This is a genomic window from Actinomyces sp. HMSC075C01 (assembly GCF_001812965.1).
In the GTDB taxonomy this organism is placed as follows: Bacteria; Actinomycetota; Actinomycetes; order Actinomycetales; family Actinomycetaceae; genus Actinomyces; species Actinomyces acetigenes.
The window spans coordinates 2,613-21,863 of record NZ_KV810919.1; the positions used below are offsets into that span (position 1 = coordinate 2,613).

The 19,251-nt window shown below is 65.5% G+C and carries 20 protein-coding genes; 12 read left to right on the plus strand and 8 right to left on the minus strand.

Features of this window, described 5'->3' with window-relative positions:
• Positions 1-335 precede the first annotated feature (335 nt).
• The 10 genes from HMPREF2883_RS00205 to HMPREF2883_RS00245 all read left to right on the plus strand — a co-directional run bounded on the left by HMPREF2883_RS00205 (position 336) and on the right by HMPREF2883_RS00245 (position 9,113).
• Positions 336-542, plus strand: coding sequence for an actinodefensin (locus tag HMPREF2883_RS00205; RefSeq protein ID WP_070658096.1), 207 nt, complete (start codon positions 336-338; stop codon positions 540-542).
• A 295-nt stretch (positions 543-837) separates the two neighbouring features.
• A complete protein-coding gene (locus HMPREF2883_RS13755) occupies positions 838-1,041 on the plus strand; it encodes an actinodefensin (RefSeq protein ID WP_075371330.1) in 204 nt (67 codons plus the stop codon).
• Positions 1,042-1,241: 200 nt separating this feature from the next.
• Positions 1,242-1,442 carry an actinodefensin gene (locus tag HMPREF2883_RS00210; protein ID WP_070658097.1) on the plus strand — a complete coding sequence of 67 codons (201 nt, stop codon included), beginning with the start codon at positions 1,242-1,244 and terminating at the stop codon, positions 1,440-1,442.
• Between the two features lie 93 nt (positions 1,443-1,535).
• The gene (gene adfA / locus HMPREF2883_RS00215; protein ID WP_070658100.1) at positions 1,536-2,678 is read left to right on the plus strand and encodes an actinodefensin-associated protein A; all 1,143 of its coding nucleotides are present in this window, start codon (positions 1,536-1,538) and stop codon (positions 2,676-2,678) included.
• The gene (gene adfB / locus HMPREF2883_RS00220; RefSeq protein WP_070658102.1) at positions 2,675-2,890 is read left to right on the plus strand and encodes an actinodefensin-associated protein B; all 216 of its coding nucleotides are present in this window, start codon (positions 2,675-2,677) and stop codon (positions 2,888-2,890) included. Before adfA ends, adfB begins: the two co-directional genes overlap by 4 nt.
• On the plus strand, positions 2,887-3,678 hold the full coding sequence (locus HMPREF2883_RS00225; RefSeq protein ID WP_070658104.1) for a hypothetical protein: 792 nt from the start codon (positions 2,887-2,889) through the stop codon (positions 3,676-3,678). Before adfB ends, HMPREF2883_RS00225 begins: the two co-directional genes overlap by 4 nt.
• Positions 3,645-5,399, plus strand: a complete 1,755-nt coding sequence (locus tag HMPREF2883_RS00230; protein ID WP_070658106.1) for an ATP-binding cassette domain-containing protein — start codon at positions 3,645-3,647, stop codon at positions 5,397-5,399. The genes HMPREF2883_RS00225 and HMPREF2883_RS00230 overlap by 34 nt, the downstream gene beginning before the upstream one ends.
• Positions 5,396-7,399 carry an alpha/beta hydrolase family protein gene (locus tag HMPREF2883_RS00235; protein ID WP_070658108.1) on the plus strand — a complete coding sequence of 668 codons (2,004 nt, stop codon included), beginning with the start codon at positions 5,396-5,398 and terminating at the stop codon, positions 7,397-7,399. Before HMPREF2883_RS00230 ends, HMPREF2883_RS00235 begins: the two co-directional genes overlap by 4 nt.
• A 26-nt stretch (positions 7,400-7,425) precedes the next feature.
• On the plus strand, positions 7,426-7,806 hold the full coding sequence (locus HMPREF2883_RS00240; protein WP_070658109.1) for a hypothetical protein: 381 nt from the start codon (positions 7,426-7,428) through the stop codon (positions 7,804-7,806).
• Positions 7,800-9,113, plus strand: a complete 1,314-nt coding sequence (locus HMPREF2883_RS00245) for a S8 family peptidase (RefSeq protein ID WP_070658111.1) — start codon at positions 7,800-7,802, stop codon at positions 9,111-9,113. The genes HMPREF2883_RS00240 and HMPREF2883_RS00245 overlap by 7 nt, the downstream gene beginning before the upstream one ends.
• A 34-nt stretch (positions 9,114-9,147) precedes the next feature.
• Here the strand turns inward: HMPREF2883_RS00245 and HMPREF2883_RS00250 are convergent, their stop codons facing one another.
• The gene (locus tag HMPREF2883_RS00250; protein ID WP_070658113.1) at positions 9,148-9,819 is read right to left on the minus strand and encodes a response regulator transcription factor; all 672 of its coding nucleotides are present in this window, start codon (positions 9,817-9,819) and stop codon (positions 9,148-9,150) included.
• A 42-nt stretch (positions 9,820-9,861) separates the two neighbouring features.
• Between HMPREF2883_RS00250 and HMPREF2883_RS00255 the strand changes: the two genes are divergently transcribed.
• On the plus strand, positions 9,862-11,025 hold the full coding sequence (locus HMPREF2883_RS00255) for a sensor histidine kinase (protein ID WP_070658115.1): 1,164 nt from the start codon (positions 9,862-9,864) through the stop codon (positions 11,023-11,025).
• Between the two features lie 1,144 nt (positions 11,026-12,169).
• Here the strand turns inward: HMPREF2883_RS00255 and HMPREF2883_RS00260 are convergent.
• The 4 genes from HMPREF2883_RS00260 to HMPREF2883_RS00275 form a co-directional block, all read right to left on the minus strand.
• On the minus strand, positions 12,170-12,493 hold the full coding sequence (locus HMPREF2883_RS00260; protein WP_070658118.1) for a DMT family transporter: 324 nt from the start codon (positions 12,491-12,493) through the stop codon (positions 12,170-12,172).
• Positions 12,490-12,843, minus strand: a complete 354-nt coding sequence (locus tag HMPREF2883_RS00265; RefSeq protein WP_070658119.1) for a DMT family transporter — start codon at positions 12,841-12,843, stop codon at positions 12,490-12,492. The genes HMPREF2883_RS00260 and HMPREF2883_RS00265 overlap by 4 nt, the downstream gene beginning before the upstream one ends.
• A 116-nt stretch (positions 12,844-12,959) precedes the next feature.
• Positions 12,960-13,370, minus strand: a complete 411-nt coding sequence (locus HMPREF2883_RS00270; protein ID WP_065361972.1) for a YvaD family protein — start codon at positions 13,368-13,370, stop codon at positions 12,960-12,962.
• A gap of 59 nt (positions 13,371-13,429) precedes the next feature.
• Positions 13,430-13,606: a GTP cyclohydrolase I gene (locus HMPREF2883_RS00275; protein WP_083313528.1), complete on the minus strand. Its 177-nt coding sequence runs from the start codon at positions 13,604-13,606 to the stop codon at positions 13,430-13,432.
• Positions 13,607-13,658: 52 nt separating this feature from the next.
• Between HMPREF2883_RS00275 and HMPREF2883_RS00280 the strand changes: the two genes are divergently transcribed.
• The gene (locus HMPREF2883_RS00280) at positions 13,659-14,879 is read left to right on the plus strand and encodes an ATP-binding protein (RefSeq protein WP_070658121.1); all 1,221 of its coding nucleotides are present in this window, start codon (positions 13,659-13,661) and stop codon (positions 14,877-14,879) included.
• Positions 14,880-15,145: 266 nt separating this feature from the next.
• Here HMPREF2883_RS00280 and folE read toward each other — a convergent pair whose 3' ends face one another.
• From folE to cas6, 3 genes are all read right to left on the minus strand, one after another.
• The gene (gene folE, locus HMPREF2883_RS00285) at positions 15,146-15,718 is read right to left on the minus strand and encodes a GTP cyclohydrolase I FolE (RefSeq protein WP_070658123.1); all 573 of its coding nucleotides are present in this window, start codon (positions 15,716-15,718) and stop codon (positions 15,146-15,148) included.
• 52 nt (positions 15,719-15,770) lie between these two features.
• Positions 15,771-17,843, minus strand: a complete 2,073-nt coding sequence (gene ftsH / locus HMPREF2883_RS00290) for an ATP-dependent zinc metalloprotease FtsH (protein WP_070658124.1) — start codon at positions 17,841-17,843, stop codon at positions 15,771-15,773.
• Between the two features lie 193 nt (positions 17,844-18,036).
• Entirely contained in the window at positions 18,037-18,846 is an 810-nt protein-coding gene (gene cas6 / locus HMPREF2883_RS15745) for a CRISPR system precrRNA processing endoribonuclease RAMP protein Cas6 (RefSeq protein WP_070658126.1), read from the minus strand.
• Between the last annotated feature and the right edge of the window lie 405 nt (positions 18,847-19,251).

The window sequence follows — 19,251 nt, forward strand, 5'->3', positions numbered from 1 at the left end:
CCGCTGCCACTAACTCCCATCACGTGCGGGGCCGATTCCAGATATTTGGAAGCGGCCCCGCACACCACATACTGACCATACTCGACACCCCGAAGAGCATCTCACCCCCTCACGGATGACAGGAAGGAATATTTCCTACCTTCGTTGTGTGTTTCTGTGCGAGCCACCCCCATAGAGTGACACCAACTCGGCGGCAGATACATGCACAACGCAGACTCAGACGCCACATCACAGTCTTCCCCAGTCCGGGGAAGGTGCCCGGACGCACTCACCCGCGCACCCCCACAGCCTCCCAAAGGAATCATCCAGGGAGACCACCAGAAAGGAACACGCCAATGGACAAGTTCACCCGCCGCACCACCACCCTGAGCGACAGCGACTTCAGCCAGGCCGTCAGCTCCGAGACCCAGGCCCCCATCGAAGGTGCTGAGGGCTTCAGCTGCCCCGGCGCCGAGTACGCCTGCAACAACCGCTGCCGAAGCATCGGCTACAGGGGAGGCTATTGCGGCTCCTGGCTCAACCTCCAGTGCCGCTGCTACTGAGCCAGACCGCACCCGCTCTCCACACCCTGGAGGAAACTCAGGAAAACACTAAATGTGGGCTGTCAGATGCCGAGCATCTGACAGCCCACATTTTCCTTCCCACCCCTCTCCGCATCAGATATCCGGCGAGTCATCCTTAGGGAGGACTCACTCCCATAAATACCGCCCTTCGGAGAATTTCCTCCAGATAGGCATCCCCGTAATCTTTTCATATCAGCCAAGGCAAGGCGAAGACATTACTGCTTACACTAACGTCTTGCACTACTCGCACGAGAGATGATAAAAGGACCACCCCATGCCTCATTTTGTTCGCCGATCCACCGCTCTTGCGGATGTGACATTTGAGCAGGCTCTTCATTCAGAGACACATACACCCACCGAGGGAGCAGAATACAAGTGCCCTACCGACGAGTCTCCGTGCGACCGTCACTGCAGGTACTCCGGATACCGGGGCGGCTACTGCGGAGGAATACTCAAGACCTCCTGCCGCTGTTACTAACTCAATCAGCGATATTGCAGCGCACAGGACCACACCATCTGAATCATCTTTCTTGCGAGTGACTCCGGCATCTCGGTGCCGCCAGCATCGCACCACAGGCTTCCCCCAATCCGGGGAAGGTGCGCAGACACATTCACCCGCGCACCTCACAACCTCCCACGGGAACCGCCCGGGGAGGACCACCAGAAAGGAACACACCAATGGACAAGTTCACCCGCCGCACCGCTAACCTGGTCGACGCCGACAAGGCCCTCAACGCCGAAACCCACGCCCCTATCGAGGGGGCCGAAGGCTTCGGCTGCCCCTGGAACGCCTACGAGTGCGACCGCCATTGCATGAGCAAGGGATACACCGGTGGAAACTGCCGCGGCAAGATCCGCCAGACCTGCCACTGCTACTGATCCAGACGTAACACGGGGCCTGTCCCGCACCGTAGCAGCGGCGCAGGGCAGGCCCCGCCCTCAATCCAGTCCCCCAGATCAAGGTCCACACCAATGAGTCTTCACGATACGCCCTGGGTCAACAGAAACCAACTACTCATCAACAGCACAGGAACCTGGGAGCAGGTTGATGAGTCCACGCTCGCAGCCAGGCACACGTCCGCCTCGCTTCGGTTCGTCCTCGCCCGCATCGCGGACGTCAGGCCGCCCTTCGGACAGTCACTCTTCACCGAGGTCCTTCACAAGGCTCCCGGAACGCGACTCACCAACGACTCTATTCAGACCCTGCCGCCCGAGCAGTACAGCACCGGCGCCATCAGCCTCGAGGCCGCCGAAGAGGTACTGACCCAGGCCCTGCACCGGAACACCTCTGCCACCCGATTCTCTTCGGCGTCAATGCCCGTTGACGACATCATCCTGCGCTATCTCAATGCTCTCACGGCACCCGCTCCGAACGGTGACTCCGCACCATCTGAGACCGAGGCGAACGACATCGACGCACGGGGCATTCGGGACCTCATCGGCTCCATTCCGAGTGAGGCGAAGAAGGATTCCCAAGGCGGGGGCTTCTTCCAGCGACTGCTGTCCAAGAAGGATAAATCGGACTCACACGAGCATGAGCACGCCTCGGAGGACTCGGAACCGATTATCGTGGAGCCAGACCCGCAGTGGCTCAGCATTGACGCTATTCAGATGATCGATGTCGCAAAGATCGTGTCACTGTCCTCGTGGGAGGAGGGCCTCAAGGGACTCCCACCGCGGGTGGCCCAGCTCCTGTGGACAGTCTCCAGCGACTCATCGCCGTCATCGGACTCGCTGTACCGCCCATCCCATGACCCAGACGTTATCGGCGCCTTCGCCCAGGTTCCTGTTGAGCAGCGCTCCATGGAGGTCCGGAACGGCATTCGCACCTATGACGCCGCGCTGTTCCGCAGATTCGGTAAGGAGCCCGTCAACGACCATGCTGCGGCCCGCCTGCGCGCAGTCAAGGAGGCCGCCGAGATGTGGCCCTCCTGGCAGGAGGAGCTGGCCGACGGATCCCTCGCCGCCCAGGACTGCATCGACGTCGACGGGATGACCTTGATCGGAAAAGACCCCTTCCTTCGCCAGAAGTACGCACTGGATGTCAAGAAGACCGTAGAGACAGAAAGGTGGGTGACCTCATGGCTGAGCGCTGGAGGCTCGCTGACGGAATGACTTTGACGCACCTGGAGAACGGGGGCTGGACACTGGCAGACCTCCATCGCCTCTCCATCCACGAGCTGGATGAGGAGAACGGGTCCCTCCTTGACGAGGCCCTCCATTCCACCGAACCGACCCCAATTTCACCCATCATCGAGTCCGCTATTGAGTCCGGCATCATCATCGATTCAGATTCCACTTCTAATGCTCAGGAGAGTTCATTATGAACAGCCTATTCTTGACACTACTCATCGGAGGAGCGACCGGGGTCCTCCTAGGGACCGCAGGAGCGAAGATCTGGGCCGCAGCCCGCACCCGCCTCGCCTGGCCGGAAGGCGCTAACTTCCTTCGCTTCCACCTCTCGAGCAACTTCGTCATCGCCGCCGAGATCATCGTGTCCGCCATCGCGCTAGCCATTCCGGGCCATCGGATCGTCTCCCTCCTTCTCGCCATCATCTACGCCGGGTTCGTGGTCGGAGCCACAACGCTCAAGGGCCAGGAGTGCGGCTGCTTCGGCATCGAGGGCATGAAGGTCGGTCCCGCCCACATTTGGGGTTGCGCCCTGACTGCCGCAGCCCTGCTAGCCAGTGCGGTCAGCAGCGAGGAGATCGTGAGTCCCCGTCCCCTTCGCCTCGTGGTGGCATTGGCCTCGGCCGTCGTCATGACCGTTGCGATGCAGCTGTGGAACCGACTGACCCGTATCGAGATCGACGACACACATCACGATCAGCTCTTCATCGTTCTGTCGCCGACGTGCACCGCGTGCGCTGCACTCAAAGTGATGGAGAACCACGACGTCAACGACTCCGAGCTCGACGGAACCATCCTGTGGGTGGACCGCGACTCCGAGCAGATCGCCCCGCTTCGTGAGGCTGGAGTCGACGTCTCCGCCTACCCCGCCGTCGTCTCGATGAACTCCGCCGACCCGTCCGATGCCCACGTGCAGTCTGGCCTACGTGAGTGCAGGGAGGTGCTTCAGTCATGGCGCACTCGGCAGCTCGCCCTTCAGGCCTGACCTCCGTGCGGCGCGTGCTGGCCTCGTCATGCGGCCGGGCGCTACGAGCCTCCGCCCCCTCCATTATCATCGCGGCGCTCCTCCTTGCCGTCCAGGCAACCCTGGACACCATCTCTCCGTTGATGCTCCAGCGCATCATCGACAGACTGACCCAGAACCCAACGACGACGGGCATTCTCCTACCAGGCCTTCTGGCCGCAGGCGCCGCAGTCGCCAGCACGGCGGTCAGCGTGGCCTCGCAACGCATGACCGCATTCACCGGGCAGCGCTTCCAGGAGCGCCTGCGGGTCCTCATGCTCAACAAGCTGACCCGATTGTCCTCAGCCACCGTCAGCGCGGCGCCGGGAGGCTCCCTGCTCTCACGGATCACGAACGACACCGCGCAGGCCCAGACCTTCGTGTCCACTATTCTGCCGCAGGCCCTCGGCCTCATCGCCCGACTGGGGATCCTGCTGAGCATCATGTGGACCCGGTCCTTCACGATCACCCTGGTGGTCCTCGCACTGGCACTGATCCTGGCCCTGCCCACCGAGCGGGTCTCCCGAACGCTCAGTGCCACCACCGACCGCATGCTCGACGCCATGTCCGTCTTCAGCGGCACCGTGGTGGAGCGGGTCGGCGTCACCGGCCATCTCTTCTCACGCACGGCGGCCGACATTCCCACGGACCGGCGACGTGCTGAGGCGAGTGCTGCCGGTGTACGCACCTCCTACACTCACATGATCACTCTCGACAGTGCCTTCTCCTCATCACTGGACCTCGTCGGCGCCCTGGGAACTGTGGCCGTCCTCATTATCGGCGGATACTCCGTAGTGCAGGGAGACATGACTCCCGGCGCCCTGGCCGCCCTGGCCGCCCTCACCCCCCAGCTCTACGCCCCGCTCCAGGCGGCATCCGGGGTTCGCACGGGCCTGGCGACGTCATGGTCCGCGCTGTCTCGCGTGAGCGACTTCCTTGAGTCGAAGGAGGAGTGGTACGAGGCTCCCCCGGTACCGGTCGACGTCCCCAACGGGGGAGCGCTCCTGGTCCGAGAAACCGACTACTCAGTTGCCGCCGGGACGAGCAGCACCGTACTTCTTGACTCGGTCAGCCTCACCGCCCGCTGCGGAGAGATCGTCGCCATCGTCGGCCCGTCCGGAAGCGGTAAGTCGACCCTCCTCAGCCTGATCGCCGGAGCCAACCACCCTTCGCAGGGCAGCATCACTGTCGCCGGCTTCTCCCCCGTCGTCACTGGCACCGAGGCCTGGAACAGCATCGTTCAGTACTGCCCCCAGGAGCCGTTCTTCCGCAGCGGCACCCTGAAGGAGAACTTCGAGGCGGTCTGCCCCGGCATCAGCGAGGCCAGAATCCACGAACTGTGCAGCCGAGTCGGACTCGATCTGTCCCGTCTGGGGGACCGTTCCGGAACGAGCACGATGCTCGGGGAACGCGGGGCACGCATCAGCGGCGGAGAGCGCGCGCGTCTGGCGATCGCACGAACCCTCGCCCTCAACCCGCGAGTGCTCCTGCTCGATGAGCCCACAGCGGCCCTGGACGACGAGTCCACCGATCGTCTCATCGCCACCCTGCTCAACCTCAAACGCGATCACTGCATCGTCGTCACCACCCACGACGCCCGCCTCTTCGCCGCAACCGACCGGGCCTACCGCATGGAGTTCGGCAGACTCCGCGAGGTGCCCACCCCAACCCTCGCCCGAGTAGAGAAAGGAGTGCCCGCATGAGCACGACGGTCACGCACCTTCCCATCGAGCACCTTCCCATCGAGCACCAGAGAGAAGGAATCAACCGGCTCAGCATCCACACGCTGGTGGACCATCGCACCGGCACCCGAGCGGTGCTGGAGGCCCCGGTCTTCCGCACCTCTCCCAGGACTCGCATGAACCTGCTCCGTTACCGGGGGGTCACCTACGACCGGCAGTCCGGCGATGTCGTCTCCTCCCCGGTGCCTCACGGCTACCTGGGAACCGTCAGCGCCGGCCACCCGTTCCTCTTCTCCGAGCGCGGTGACGGACTGCCACTGCCCTTCGGCCCGCGGGGCTGGGTCCTGTCCACCTGGCAGGACGACGGGCGCGTCGAGGTCAGCGCCTGCGACGAGGTCGGGACCACCGCATCCCGATGGGGAACCAGCACACGCTCCCTTCTGGGCCTTCGCCCCAACCCGGCCGGCTCGACCCGCCTGTGGCGCTTCGGAGACCACGTCGTGTGGCTGCGTCAGAAGTACCAGCCCTCCGAGGTCGTCACTCGTCACAGCGGCGACGCCGAGCCGTGGCCGGACGCCCTGGTGGAGGAGTTCTTCACCTCCTCCCTGTGCACCGTCATGCTCGACGACGCACCGCTTCCCGGGGTGCCTCAGGGCTCGGTGGTCCTCCTCGAGGCCGGCTCCCCCTTCCTCATCGGAGTGGCCAGCACGCCCGAGGAACTGGCCGCCTTCATGCGGGAGGACCATGTCCCCCACTACCTCGTCGACCTCCACGACGGGAAGAGAGAGGAAGATCGGGAAGGCGAATCGCCGTCGTCGGTATCCCTCATCGGTGACCTGCCCCGCGGATCGGTGGCCCACCGCTCCCTGGGCGGGCGTAGCACGGTGGTCTTCACCGAGCGCCTGGTCGATGAGACGATCTCCTACTCCGCCGAGGACGGTTCGGTGATCGCCACCGTCGCCGACGGCGTCAGCCACTACACGGGGGTCCCCGGACTGACTGGGGTATGGGTCGAGCTCGGTACACCCCACGTCCTGCGGTGGGCAGGGGGCTCCTGGACCAGTGACAGCTCGATCGACCGCATCCTTCCCGGCGGGGCCGACGACAACGTCCAAGTCATCACCGCCGACGGCTCCCACCGGCTGGTGGGAATCGGCGGAGCAGCCGAGGCAACCGACGCCCCTCAGGCCTCCTCATCCCCGATTCTGTGGTGCCCCTCATCGGACGATCCAACCGGCAACGTCTCCGGAACCGTGATCACCCGAGTCCTTCCCGAGCGTACGGTCGACATCACCCTGACCGAGTCGACACGCGGGTCAGTTCCGCTGGTCTGGTTCGACAGCTCCTGGGCACTGCCGATCGAGGCCTCCGAGCCCGCTCCCATCGACCTGGGCTCACTGCAGCCGGACAGCGTCCGGTGGTGCCACGCGGGCTCGCGCCCCGTAGTACGGGTGGGCATCGACTACCAGGCACTGGCCGAGGTCCGCGCAGACGACATCCTGGCCGAGCTGCACTTGGCCTGGGAGGCCGCCCTAGGAGTGATCGCCGCCGAGCTGCCGAAGTCCCCGATCCCACCTTTCCTGGGTGGCCACAGCTTCGGCGCGGCGCTCGCGGCAGTCTCGGTGCTGCGCGGCACGTCCTCCCCCAGGGGGGTGCTCCTGCGCAGCGGCGCATATGACCGGTACACGACGCCGTCGGGATTCGAGCACGACCGGCGCACCGCCGCCTCCGATCCCAACCTGTACAGCATGATGACCATCCTTCCCAGCACTCGCGCACACCGGGATATCCCCTTCCTGCTGACCTGCGGGGACTCCGACGAGAACTCGGCGACGACTCCCGAGCAGTCGCTCTACCTGTACGAGAACCTCCTGGTCGCCGACGCCGACGTCACCCTGTCCGTCTTTCCCGGCGAGGGCCACGTCTTCAGCTCCCGGCAGTCGATCGTGGATCGCCGTCGCCTGGAGGAGAACTGGATGAGTGAGCGCATCCAGTCCCCTCAGCAGTCCCATCACCAGTAACCAGCCACAACTTAAGGAACACCATCATGAGCCGCATCAAACGCTCCGACATCAAGGACTCCGTCCAGACCGTCCTGGCCTCCCGGAACGAGCCCGGGATGACGGGGTGGATTCCCCGCACCGATCAGCCCTCCACGGAGAGCCGCGACTCGGTCGAGGCCGACCTCCTCGCACTGCGCAGCCTCCTGGAGAAGCACGGCGACGCCCTGTCCGGAGACATCGAGAAGGACGCGGCCCTGGTGACCGCCGCGCGCCGTCGTGGACACGTGGTCGACCTCGTCGTGGGTAGGGAGCGCGCTCCGTACAACGGTGAGGCGGGCTTCCTGTCCTGGATCGAGCACAACGGCTCGGTGATCCTGACCCTCGCTCCCGTTCGCGAGCTCTACGAGGAGGTGGCCCGGTGGTGAGCATCGAGGCGCCCGCAAGCTCACCTCGTCGCCGCAGGAGGGCACTGGCCGTCTGCGCTACGTTGTTGCTGCTCCTGGGCGCGGGGAGCACGACGGCCGGCGCCGCCTCGGTCGATTCATCTTCTCACGGCTCACTGCTTCCGGGCGATCCCCTCCAGTCCAAGCAGTGGTACCTCAGTTGGCAGGACCGCCCGGGCTCACCCTCCACCGGCAAAGGCGCCTCCGTGGGCGTCATCGATACCGGTGTCGACGCCTCTCACCCCGATCTGGCCGCCGCATACGACTCCGCCAGCAGCAAGTCCTTCCTGTCGGGGGACTCCTGCAACGGAGACACTGCCTGTGACGATCCCGCCCATGACGGCTTCGGTCACGGAACCTCCGTCGCCGGGATCATCGCGGCCGCAGCGGACGGGCACGGCACTGTCGGGGCCGCTCCAGGGGCCAGGATCGTCAGTCTCAAGGCCGGGGACCGGACGGGCACCTTCTCCGCCGACGCCGTCAGCCAAGCGATCCGGTACGGAGCGGACGCGCATCTCAGCGTCCTCGTCATGAGCTTCACCGTCGACCCCTGGTTCCGCTACTGCGACAACGCGCCCGCCGACACGGCCGAGCAGCGGGCACAGCAGAAGGCCGACCTGGAGAAGGTGACCTCGGCGCTGAAGTACGCCGCCGATCACGGGGTGGTCCTCGTGGCCGCCGCCGGCAACGAGTCCTACGATCTCGACCACGGCACATCGGACCCGTACAGCTCGGGCTGGTCCGGTCAGGCAGAGCGCCCCGTCACCGATCAGTGCGTCACCATGCCCGCCCAGTCCGACGACGTCATCACCGTTGGGGCCATCACTAAGACGGGGAACCGGACCGACTACTCCAATGTTGGCGCCGCGATTGACATCGTCGCTTTCGGGGGCGAGCCGCCTCTGGCAGGGCCGGGCGGTGCCGTGGTTCAAGGACCGGAGCTAGGTATCCTCACCACAGCATCGCCGGACAGGCTCCGTCGACTAGGCGCGCTCAACGACAACGGCTCTCCCCGAACCGGCGAGGTCCTGAGCGACTGCCCCTCAGGAGGGGGTTCCTGCAGGTACTACTGGTACCAGATCGGAACCTCGTTCGCGGCACCCCAGGTCGCGGCCGCGGCCGCGGAACTCAGGTCTCGCGGAGTACCGGCGGGTGACGTCAAGAAGCAGCTGACGACGTCGGCAACCCCGATCTCATGCCCAAGAGAGAAGCAGGCTCTGGCATGCGAGCCCCTCACAGGCGGCGGCAACACCTGGTACGGGGCTGGAGCGCTCCGGCTACCCAGGTGACGCAATCGACCGTCGCTACTCATCAGGAGAACCTTCACCTCTCCTGATGAGTAGCGACGACCAGCTTGAGGCGTGAGGACACGCCGTACTTCTTCATGAGATGGGAGACGTGGCTCTTGACCGTGGCCTCCGAGATGAAGAGCTGGTCGGCAATCTCAGCGTTGGAGTACCCCTCGCAGAGGAGATCCAGCACAGCCTGCTCAGCCTCGGTGACACCGGGGTGCGAGTTTGGAATGGGGCGCAGGTACTGGGAGACGAGGCGGGAGGTGGTGGCCGGGGAGATCGTCGTTCCGCCGTGGTGGGCGGCGATGACGGCCCGGACCACCTCCTCCGCCGAGGAGTCCTTGAGCAGGAAGCCGTTGGCCTTCCGGTCCAACGCGGTCCGCATGGCCTCATCGTCATCGAAGGAGGTGAGGACGATGACAGCGACCTCGGGCATCCCCTGCTTGACCTTGGTGAGGAGCTGAAGACCGTCCATTCCCGGCATCCGCACATCGGTGATGAGCACGTCGACCCGGTAGTTCCGCAGGAAGCCGAAGGCGTCCTTTGCAGACCCGAAGGTGCTGAGCACCTCGATCTCCTGCGCTTCGTTCAGGTAGGCCCTCAGAGCCTGCAGGACAAAGGGGTCATCATCAACGATGATGACCCGGATCTTCTCCGAGTCATTGTTGTCGCTTAAACTATTCGAGAGAGCATCTGTCCGCATGGAAGAATGATACTGAGTTTGCCCGACCCGAGAGCGGTTCGTATGTCTCTTCTTGCCTCCGACACTCAGACATCCTTCACATGGCACCCCACGCGACGCACCCACCTGCTCCATGCAGGAGTTGCCATCTTCCTCCTCACCATCGCACCGGTGGCATTGGGAGTCCCTCATACTCCTTCTGCACTCCTGGCCACCGCCATGAGCCTGGCCTGCCTGCCCCTGGCATCCCGGCTTCCCGCCGCAGGAGCAGCCGCAAGCCTGGCTGTCGCCTGGTTCGCCGCCAACTCCCCATACGATCTTGGCGGCATTGCCGTGGTACTGCCGTGGGGGCTTTGCATCATGCTCCTGGGCCGAGGCCTCCGACGCGACATGATCTACGTCCTCGCCTTCGCAACGACGTTGGCACACCTCTCAGCAGCACCAACGTGGCATTTAGGGCTGGTCCAAACAGCGAGTTTCGGTGTTCCTTGTGTGGTGATCGGTGAGGTCGTCCGCCATCACCGTCTCCAGGCCAACGTCGCCGAGCAGGAACGCCGGCGCAAGCTCGACCAGCAACGACGCCTGGTCGTCTCCGAGCTCCACGACACCGTCGTACGCGACCTCAGCCACGCCGTCATGATCGCCGAGCAAGCCCGCCTGGCCGACCCCCACAACGCCCGCCTCAACCAAGAGCTCACAGCCATCATCACCCCCGTACGCACCGCCGTCGAACAGCTACGACGCAGCCTCAAAGCCATGAGCGCCACCGAAGGAGACGACTCCCTCCTCCTGCTGGCCGCCTCACCCCCACCACCCCTGACCGACACCATCCACGCCGCCCAGGAAGCCCTCACACACCGAGACGCCCACCTGACCACCCAGGGCACCGACCTGCTCGACAACCCCAGCATCGGCCCGGGCATCCGCCAACAGCTCGTACGCATCATCGCCGAACTCATTAACAACGCCGCCAAGTACACGCCCCCCTCCAGCACCGCCACCCTCACCATCGAGGCCGACAACAACACCCTCGAGTGCATGTGCACCAACCCCATCGACCCCGACCAGCCCACCAGTACCGCCACCTCGTCCCAGCTCGGCCTCATCCAAGCCCAGCAGCGCGTCGAATCCCTCGGCGGCTCCCTCCACACCACCCACGCCACCAACCGCTGGACCACCATCTTCACCATCCCCCTCCACCGCACACCGCCGACAACCACGGACTGACACGCCAACCACCTCCACCTTTGAGCACGCCGGAGCGACTGACATCCGCAGAAAGTCGTATGTGATTTCATCCATAAGAAGACTGTTATCGTCCCGGAAAGCAGGCCAAACTTAAGCCATCACCCCACCACCACAAGGAGTCAAACATGCGCAAGGCCTTTCCCTCCACACTCTCCGTCGCCATCCTCGGAGGAGCCCTGCTTCTGTGTCCCCCTTCACATGCCGCCCCCACCTCCATGCACTCCCACGACGAACCTACCGCCTTTCATGCGCCAACGAAATTAACTTGCCTAAACCTAGCAGGCTTATTCACCACCTGCCCCTAACCACATAGCTCACCGAAGCCTCATCTGGTTCTTTGGGAAATAGGTGCGATTCGCAGATACTCGATCATCATTTGTTTTCGAACCACATGCGATAGCAACCAACGTTTCACAAGGCAGTTCCCTTGATGCCGCCCACATGAACCTGGGCGACATCAAGGGAACTGCCTTTTTCATGCCGTATCCGCAAGAGCATTCTCAACATCGACTCGCAGTTTGCAAGATACTGACCAGCTCGGATTCGTCTTAGCCCCGCAAGGGCACTGAACTTCTCCGACCTCGTCGCTGCCGTGGCCTCCTCAGCCGGGCATGGAGAGGACGCAGCGCCGTATGAAGGCCATGGGCGCCAGCCTGAGCGCGAGTCAGGGCGGGGGCCGCTGGACCACTATCTTCAACAGCCCCTTCCAGGCGATCTCCTGAAAGGCCCACCCGGCGCCATGGCTTGATACGTCGTGCAACCACGGTTTCCCGGCGGGGACGTTTCGCGCGGCCGGGTGCAAACTACTCCGGCCGGGGACATGTCACGCGGTCGGGGACAGTCATCCTGTCCCCGGACGCGTGGACTGCACCCGCCGATGTCGAATGTCCCCGGCCGAGAAAGCCTTCTGCCCACGCCACGTCCCTTACGGAGCCGCTCGGCCAGTCCGCGCGGGACAGGAACAAGCCGATCGTGTCCAAATCGGTGACAAAGGCTCGGAACGGACACACACTGACGAAAGAAAACCGCATGATTCCGCGGTTCGCATGGTCGGGCAAGGAGTGCCGACGGCCCTTTGTCACCGATTTGGACATTCTGGCCCGCGATCGCCTTCGGTGCGTTGTCAGTGCGCGCTGCCGAGCTCGACGAGGAGCACCCCGGCCATGATGAGCGCGATGCCTGCCACCATGGTGCGGGTCAGTGGCTCACCGAAGAGATACCTTGAGGCGATTGCCGTGACGGCCACTCCCCCGGCCGACCAGATCCCGTAGGCGACACCGAGCCCCAGCCCCTCCTTGAGGGCCAGAGTCAACATGGCGAAGGCCCCCAGGTAGCCGGCCATGACGGCGCCGTACCACCGCAGCCCTCTGCCGTCGGAGGCGAGCTTGAGTGAGAGTGTGCCGGTGGTCTCGGAGGCGATGGCCGCTACCAGGTAGACCCCGCTCATGACGCCTCACCGTCCTTGTCCTGCGTGCCTGCGCGCTGCGCCCCGACCTCAACGAGGAGCACCCCGGCCATGATGAGCGCGATACCGAGGGCGACGAGCACCGTGATCGGCTCACCGAAGACAAGCATGGACAGCACGGCGGTCAGCGCCACACCCAGGGCGCCCCAGAACCCGTAGGCAACACCGAGCGGCATGCCGGCCTTGAGCGTCAGCGACAGGAGGATGAAGGCCAGCGCGTACCCGATCCCAACCATGACGTAGAAGCCCGGATGGTTGAGGGCCTGGCGCAAGGCGAGGGTCGCCGATACCTCCGAGATGATGGCGCCTCCGAGAGCCGGCCAGGCGCACACGCCGCGGCCCGCTGTCCCCGGGTGCTCCTTCAGCACACCGAGCACCATCCGGCCTATGGGCGCGCCCGGGCGGCATGCGTTCCCCCACGTCGACGGGCAGAGTACGTCCTTGACCGTCACGCCCGGTTCTCCGCGGTCTCGAGCCGCCGGCAGACCATGGAGCCGAAGGCGAGCGCCGGGACGATCATGAGCAGGGCGTTGGGCCCCCACCACAGCGGGTCGAAGTCACGGTAGAAGGACCAGAAGGAGATCGCCATGAACCCGGCGCAGAAGGTGAGCATGAGTCCGACCGTCAGCACCAGGTCACCGATCCTGCTGCCCACGCGCGTCAGGTGGGCGCCGAGGAAGACGGTCAGCGCGGCGGCCACGTCGAGCGGGAAGAAGGACCAGTTCCAGGCCTGGATGACCTGGTTGGAGTAGTCCTTGAAACGCAGGTGCTCGGGAATGAGGTTGAGGAAGACGGCCGCCCAGTAGAGCAGCAGCCCGGCATCGACGGCCACCAGCAGCCTCTTGTACGTGGGACTCATCGTCCCACTACTTCACCGGCCGCCCCCGGTGTCGAGCTCTCGTGGCCGTCAGCCCGCGCTCAGGAGCGTCGGCCCAGGACCAGGCTCATGGCCTCGGAGCGGGTGGCGGCGTTGCGCATGATGCCGCGCACGGCGGAGGGGACCGTGTTGGAGCCGGGCTTGCGCACGCCCCGCATCGACATGCACAGGTGCTCGGCCTCGACGACCACCAGCACACCCCGGCGGCCTACGCCCAGCTCAACTTTATTAGAACTAGATAAAGTTAAGTAAAGTTCCTAAGATGACCGCGTGGACAACATCAACAACCCGTACACACCCAACGCAGGAGCAGCCCCGGAGGTCCTCATTGGTCGCGACGGGCAAACCGAGGCGTTTTCCATCCTACTTCAGAGGCTCAAACGAGGCCGGACAGAGCAATCGATGATCATGACCGGCCTGCGTGGCGTCGGTAAGACCGTCCTGCTTAACAGGTTCGCAGAACTCGCTGACCTGGCAGGATGGGAGTCAATCGAGCTTGAAGCGAGCAAGCACGATGAAACAGCATTCCGTCAGTCCATCTTCTCCAAGTTCCGTGCCGCACTCCTACACATATCGCCTCGTCGCCGCTGGAGCGAACGCGCTCGACACGCCGCAGAAGTACTCAGCTCCTTTGTGCTATCGATCGACCAATCCGGCACTTTTTCCGTCACGTGGGACGTAGACCCGTCCGAGGGCTACGGGGATCACGGCGACCTAGGGCTAGACCTCACGGACGTATTTCTAGCCGTAGGAGAAGTTGCGAAGGAAAAAGGAACCGGGATCGTCCTACTCATCGACGAAGTTCAATTTCTCACCACTGTTCAGCTTGAATCACTCATACAAGCGGTTCACAAGTCCGTTCAGAAGAAGCTCCCCATCACTTTTGTGGGAGCCGGCCTACCACAGATCGCCGAGCTCGCCGGAGACGCCAAGTCTTACGCAGAAAGACTGTTCAAGTTCCCACGCATCGACTCCCTCACCCCTGAGGAAGCCCGACAAGCACTTGTGGGACCCGCAGAAACCGAGAGCGTGTCCTACGACGAAGATGCCGTGGACCTCGCAGTCAGCCTCACTCACGGCTACCCGTACTTCATTCAGGAGCTAGGGTACCAAGCATGGATCGTAGCGAGCGGAAACCACATCACTGCAGAAGACATCAGTACCGCTAAAGAAGCATACGAAGCAAAGCTGGACGGGTCGTTCTTCCGCGTACGACTCGACCGTGCAACCCCCCTTCAAACCGCATACATGAGAGCCATGGCGGAACTCGGCTCCGAGCCCCAGAAAGCAGCCGATGTCGCCTCCCTCATGAAACGAGAGTCATCACAGGTGGCACCCATCAGATCTCAACTCATTGACATGGGGCTGCTATACACGCCCCAGCACGGTTATGCCGCCTTCACCGTCCCGGACTTCGACAAGTTCATGATGCGAGCCGTGCCCCGTCTCGAGGTCCCAGAGATTCATCATCGCCGTCGACGCAGGAAATAAGGTCACCATGAAAAGCATCTGTTTTCTCGGACGTCCCCGCTGACAACCTCCGCTCCACGAGCGCTGGGGAGTACTGACCGACCGCTGGAGGCACCGCATGACCGTCGTCTCACGCCTCACCACCGCGCAGCACCCCATGTGCTGACCAGCGCGACTCAACCGTCGTACAGTGCGTCCCGCACTACTCGGCACCGTCAGCGAGCGCTTCCACTCGGGGAGGCAGCGCTGGCTTCCGGTGTCGAGATCTCGTGGCCGTCAGCCCGCGCTCAGGACCGCCGGCCCAGGACCAGGCTCATGGCCTCGGAGCGGGTGGCGGCGTTGCGCATGATGCCGCGCACGGCGGAGGTGACCGTGTTGGAGCCGGGCTTGCGCACGCCCCGCATCGACATGCACAGGTGCTCGGCCTCAACGACCACCAGCACACCCCGGCACCCCAGGCGCTCGACGAGAGCGTCGGCGATCTGCCGGGTGAGCCGCTCCTGAACCTGGGGTCGCCGGGCGTAGCCGTCCACGAGGCGCGCCACCTTGGACAGGCCGGTGACGCGCCCGTCCGCGCTGGGGATGTAGCCCACGTGCGCCGCCCCGTGGAAGGGCAGCAGGTGGTGCTCGCACACCGAGTACATGGGGATGTCACGCACGAGGACCATCTCCTCGTGCCCGACGTCGAAGACCCGCTCGACGTGCTCGGCCGGGTCCTGGCCGAGGCCGGCGAACATCTCCGCGTAGGCGCGCGCCATGCGCTCGGGGGTGTCGCGCAGCCCGTCGCGCTCGGGGTCCTCCCCGATGGCGACGAGCAGGTCGCGCACCGCCCGCCGCACGCCCTCGGCGTCGTAGCTCATGGTCAGCCCCTGTCTCTCTGCGCCTGCCGGGCCCGCCGGGGCCCGGCTCGGCTCACCGGTTGTAGCCCCAGAAGTCGCCGCTGTGGGAGTCGCCCGGCTCCTCGCCGGCTCCGTCATCGGCGGAGGCGGCCTCGACGACGGGCAGCGACTCGTCGCTGCGCCACAGGGGCCGCTCGGGCTGCTTGATGACGCTTTCGAAGATCCTCTCCAGGTCCTTCTCCAGGAGCGTCTCGCGGGTGAGGAGCTCCTCGGCCAGCTTGTCGAGCACGGCGCGGTTGCGGGTGAGGATCTCCCAGGCCTCCCGGTGGGCGGTGTCCAGCAGGTTGCGGACCTCGTCGTCGACGGTGGCGGCGACCTGCTCGGAGAAGTCGCGGTTGGTGGCGTTGAGCCCCAGGACCGTCTCGCTCTCGGTGGTGCCGAGCTTGACGGCGCCCACCGCGCTGGTCATGCCGTAGTCGGTGACCATCTTGCGGGCCGTGGCGGTGGCCTTCTCGATGTCGTTGGAGGCGCCGGTGGTGGGGTCGCGGAAGATGATCTCCTCGGCGGCCCGCCCGCCCATGGCGTAGACGAGCTGGTCGAGCAGCTCGTTGCGGGTGGTGGAGTACTTGTCGTCCTGGGGCATGACCTGCGTGTAGCCCAGGGCGCGCCCGCGCGGCAGGATCGTCACCTTGGTGACCGGGTCGGAGTAGGCGCCGGCGGCCGCGCACAGGGCGTGGCCGGCCTCGTGGTAGGCGGTGACGCGCTTCTCGTGCTCGCGCATGACCCGGGAGTGCCTCTGCGGGCCGGCGATGACGCGGTCGATGGCCTCGTCCAGGGCCCGGTTGTCAATGAGGTGGGCGTTGCAGCGGGCGGTGAGCAGGGCGGCCTCGTTGAGGACGTTGGCCAGGTCCGCGCCGGTGAAGCCGGGGGTCCGCTTGGCCACGAGGTCGAGGTCGACGTCGTCGTTGAGGGGCTTGCCCTGGGCGTGGACCTTGAGGATGGCGGCGCGCCCGGCCATGTCGGGGGCCTCGACGCTGACCTGCCGGTCGAAGCGGCCGGGGCGCAGGAGGGCCGGGTCCAGGACGTCGGGGCGGTTGGTGGCGGCGATGAGGATGACGTTGGTGTTGGCGTCGAAGCCGTCCATCTCGACCAGGAGCTGGTTGAGGGTCTGCTCGCGCTCGTCGTGCCCGCCGCCGGTTCCCGAGCCGCGGTGGCGGCCGACGGCGTCGATCTCGTCGACGAAGATGATGGCGGGGGCGTTCTCCTTGGCCTGGTCGAACAGGTCGCGCACGCGCGAGGCGCCCACGCCGACGAACATCTCGACGAACTCGGAGGCGGCCATGGAGAAGAAGGGCACGCCGGCCTCGCCGGCGACGGCCTTGGCCAGGAGGGTCTTACCGGTTCCGGGCGGGCCGTACAGGAGGACGCCCTTGGGGATCTTGGCGCCGACGGCGCGGAACTTCTCGGGCTCGGAGAGGAACTCGCGGATCTCCTGGAGCTCCTCGACGGCCTCGTCCTCGCCTGCGACGTCGTCGAAGGTGACGTCGGGGATCTCCTTGGAGGCGACCCTGGCCTTGGAGCGGCCGAAGCCCATGGCGCCGCCGCGCCCGCCGCCCATGCGACCGATGAGCCACCACATGAAGCCGCCCAGCAGGAGGGCGGGGACGAGCAGCTGGATGAGGGAGGCCCACCAGCTGGTGGTGGGCACCACGGAGTTGAAGCCCTCCTTGGGGGCGGCGGCCTGCACGAGGCGGTCGACCTGCTCGGCCTGGGCTTTGGTGTAGGAGAACTCGACCTTCTTGCCCACCGGGCGGGACTCGATGCCCTTCTTCTTGGGCTGGACGTAGGTGGTGGTGAGGTCCAGCTCGACGCGCTGGTTGCCGTCGATGACGGTGATCGACTTGATCGTGTCCGGCTTGTCCCGCAGGAGCGTCAGGCCGTCGGAGGTGTCGATGGTGCGGTAGCCGAACATCGAGGAGAAGACGGCCCAGCCGAGGATGACGACCAGAAGGAAGGGCACCAACCACAGGAACGGGTTGCCCAGGGTGTCGCGGAGCTTGCGGTCGCGCCTGCTGCGGTCGTTCTTACCGGCCTTGCCCGGCTTCCCCGAGTCCTTGCGGCCGGGCTCGCGCCCAGAATCTTTCATCGTGCGGTAGGTCCCTTCAACATACTGATTCCTCAGACGTTAGCGGATAGCACGGCAAAGGTCCCATTGCGCTTGCTCACGTTCGCGCCGGGCGTGGCCGGGAAGATCCGGGGATGCGGGCCGGTTGGAGGCTCGCTGGCCGCGAGGAGACACCGTCGGCCCCGAGGACTGCGGCCCGGGAGTGAGTCCGCCCCTATGGTGCGTCCGCGACGACGTCGATGACGCCCATCCCGTAGGCGCTGTGGGAGCCGACGCTCGTGTAGCGGGCCAGGGCCATGAGCTGGGAGAAGACGGCGGTGATGGAGCCGGCGGCGGGGGCGCTGATGCGCAGGGTGCCGACGCTGGCGGGGATGCGGCGGCTGGAGAGGCGTCCGCGGCGGTCGGCACGCGGCATGCCCAGGCCGACGACGGTGCGGCGGGTGCGGTCTTGGGTGATGAGGACGGAGGTGAGGCGTTCGCGCTCGGGGAGCTCGGGGGCCAGGGGGCGGCACCAGTGGCGCCAGCGCGCGTGGAGGCTGGTGGCCAGGGAGGCGGCGGTGACCTCGGGGACGTGGTGGCCGCGGGAGGTGAAGACGGTGGGGGTGAGCAGGCGGATGTCCCAGGCGGTGGAGGCGGTCTGGGCGGCGAGGTCCTCCCAGTCGGCCTGTTCGAGGACCTGGGCCTCGACGGCGGCGAGCATGGTGGTGGTTTCGCCGCCGTCGCCGATGGGGAGGACTCCGCCCCAGGCGAGCCAGGCGTCGAGCGTGTCCAGGAGACGGTCGTCGAGGAATCGCAGTTCGACGCCGAGGCCGTCCGGGGTCTGGGTCATGTCACCCAGGCAGTAGGGCTTGGGGCCGGGCTGGCCGTGGGGTGGGCGGTGGGCGAGGGCGGGCAGGCGGGCGGCGCGCTCGGGGCTGACTCCTTCGGGGAGGTCGAGGACTCTGCCCCAGGCGGCGTGAAGGCGGCGGGGGGTGGCTTCGACCGGGCCGGGCGCATCGAAGCGGACGAATACGGTGGCGGGCACTCGACGGGGCTCCTTTGCGGCGTGATGTGTGGTGGGTGCGGCAGGCAGGCCGACGGCGGCGCCGGCTGGTGGCGGGAGGCTGGCGCAAGGCCGTCTACATCTTTCTTTCTGGCGACACTACCGGAGGGGAGGCGGCCTGTACGGGGAGTTCAAGAGGTCGACGTTCTTCAGCATCGAGGGCCAGGAGGAGGCGGAGAGGACGAGAGCCGGCGGCGTGCCGGTCGAGCCACGGAAGCACAATGTGTCGACAGTCACGGCTAGGAACGTCGATCTTTTGGCTTGACGTCGTCGGAAGTTGGTGGCTGAAGATGCTCAAGGTGCCGTCGGTGGCGCTTGGCGTCAGGACGCCGAAAGGTGGTTAAATAGGGGCGGTGCTGGCCGGTCCCGCGGGGTGCTTGCGGAGCC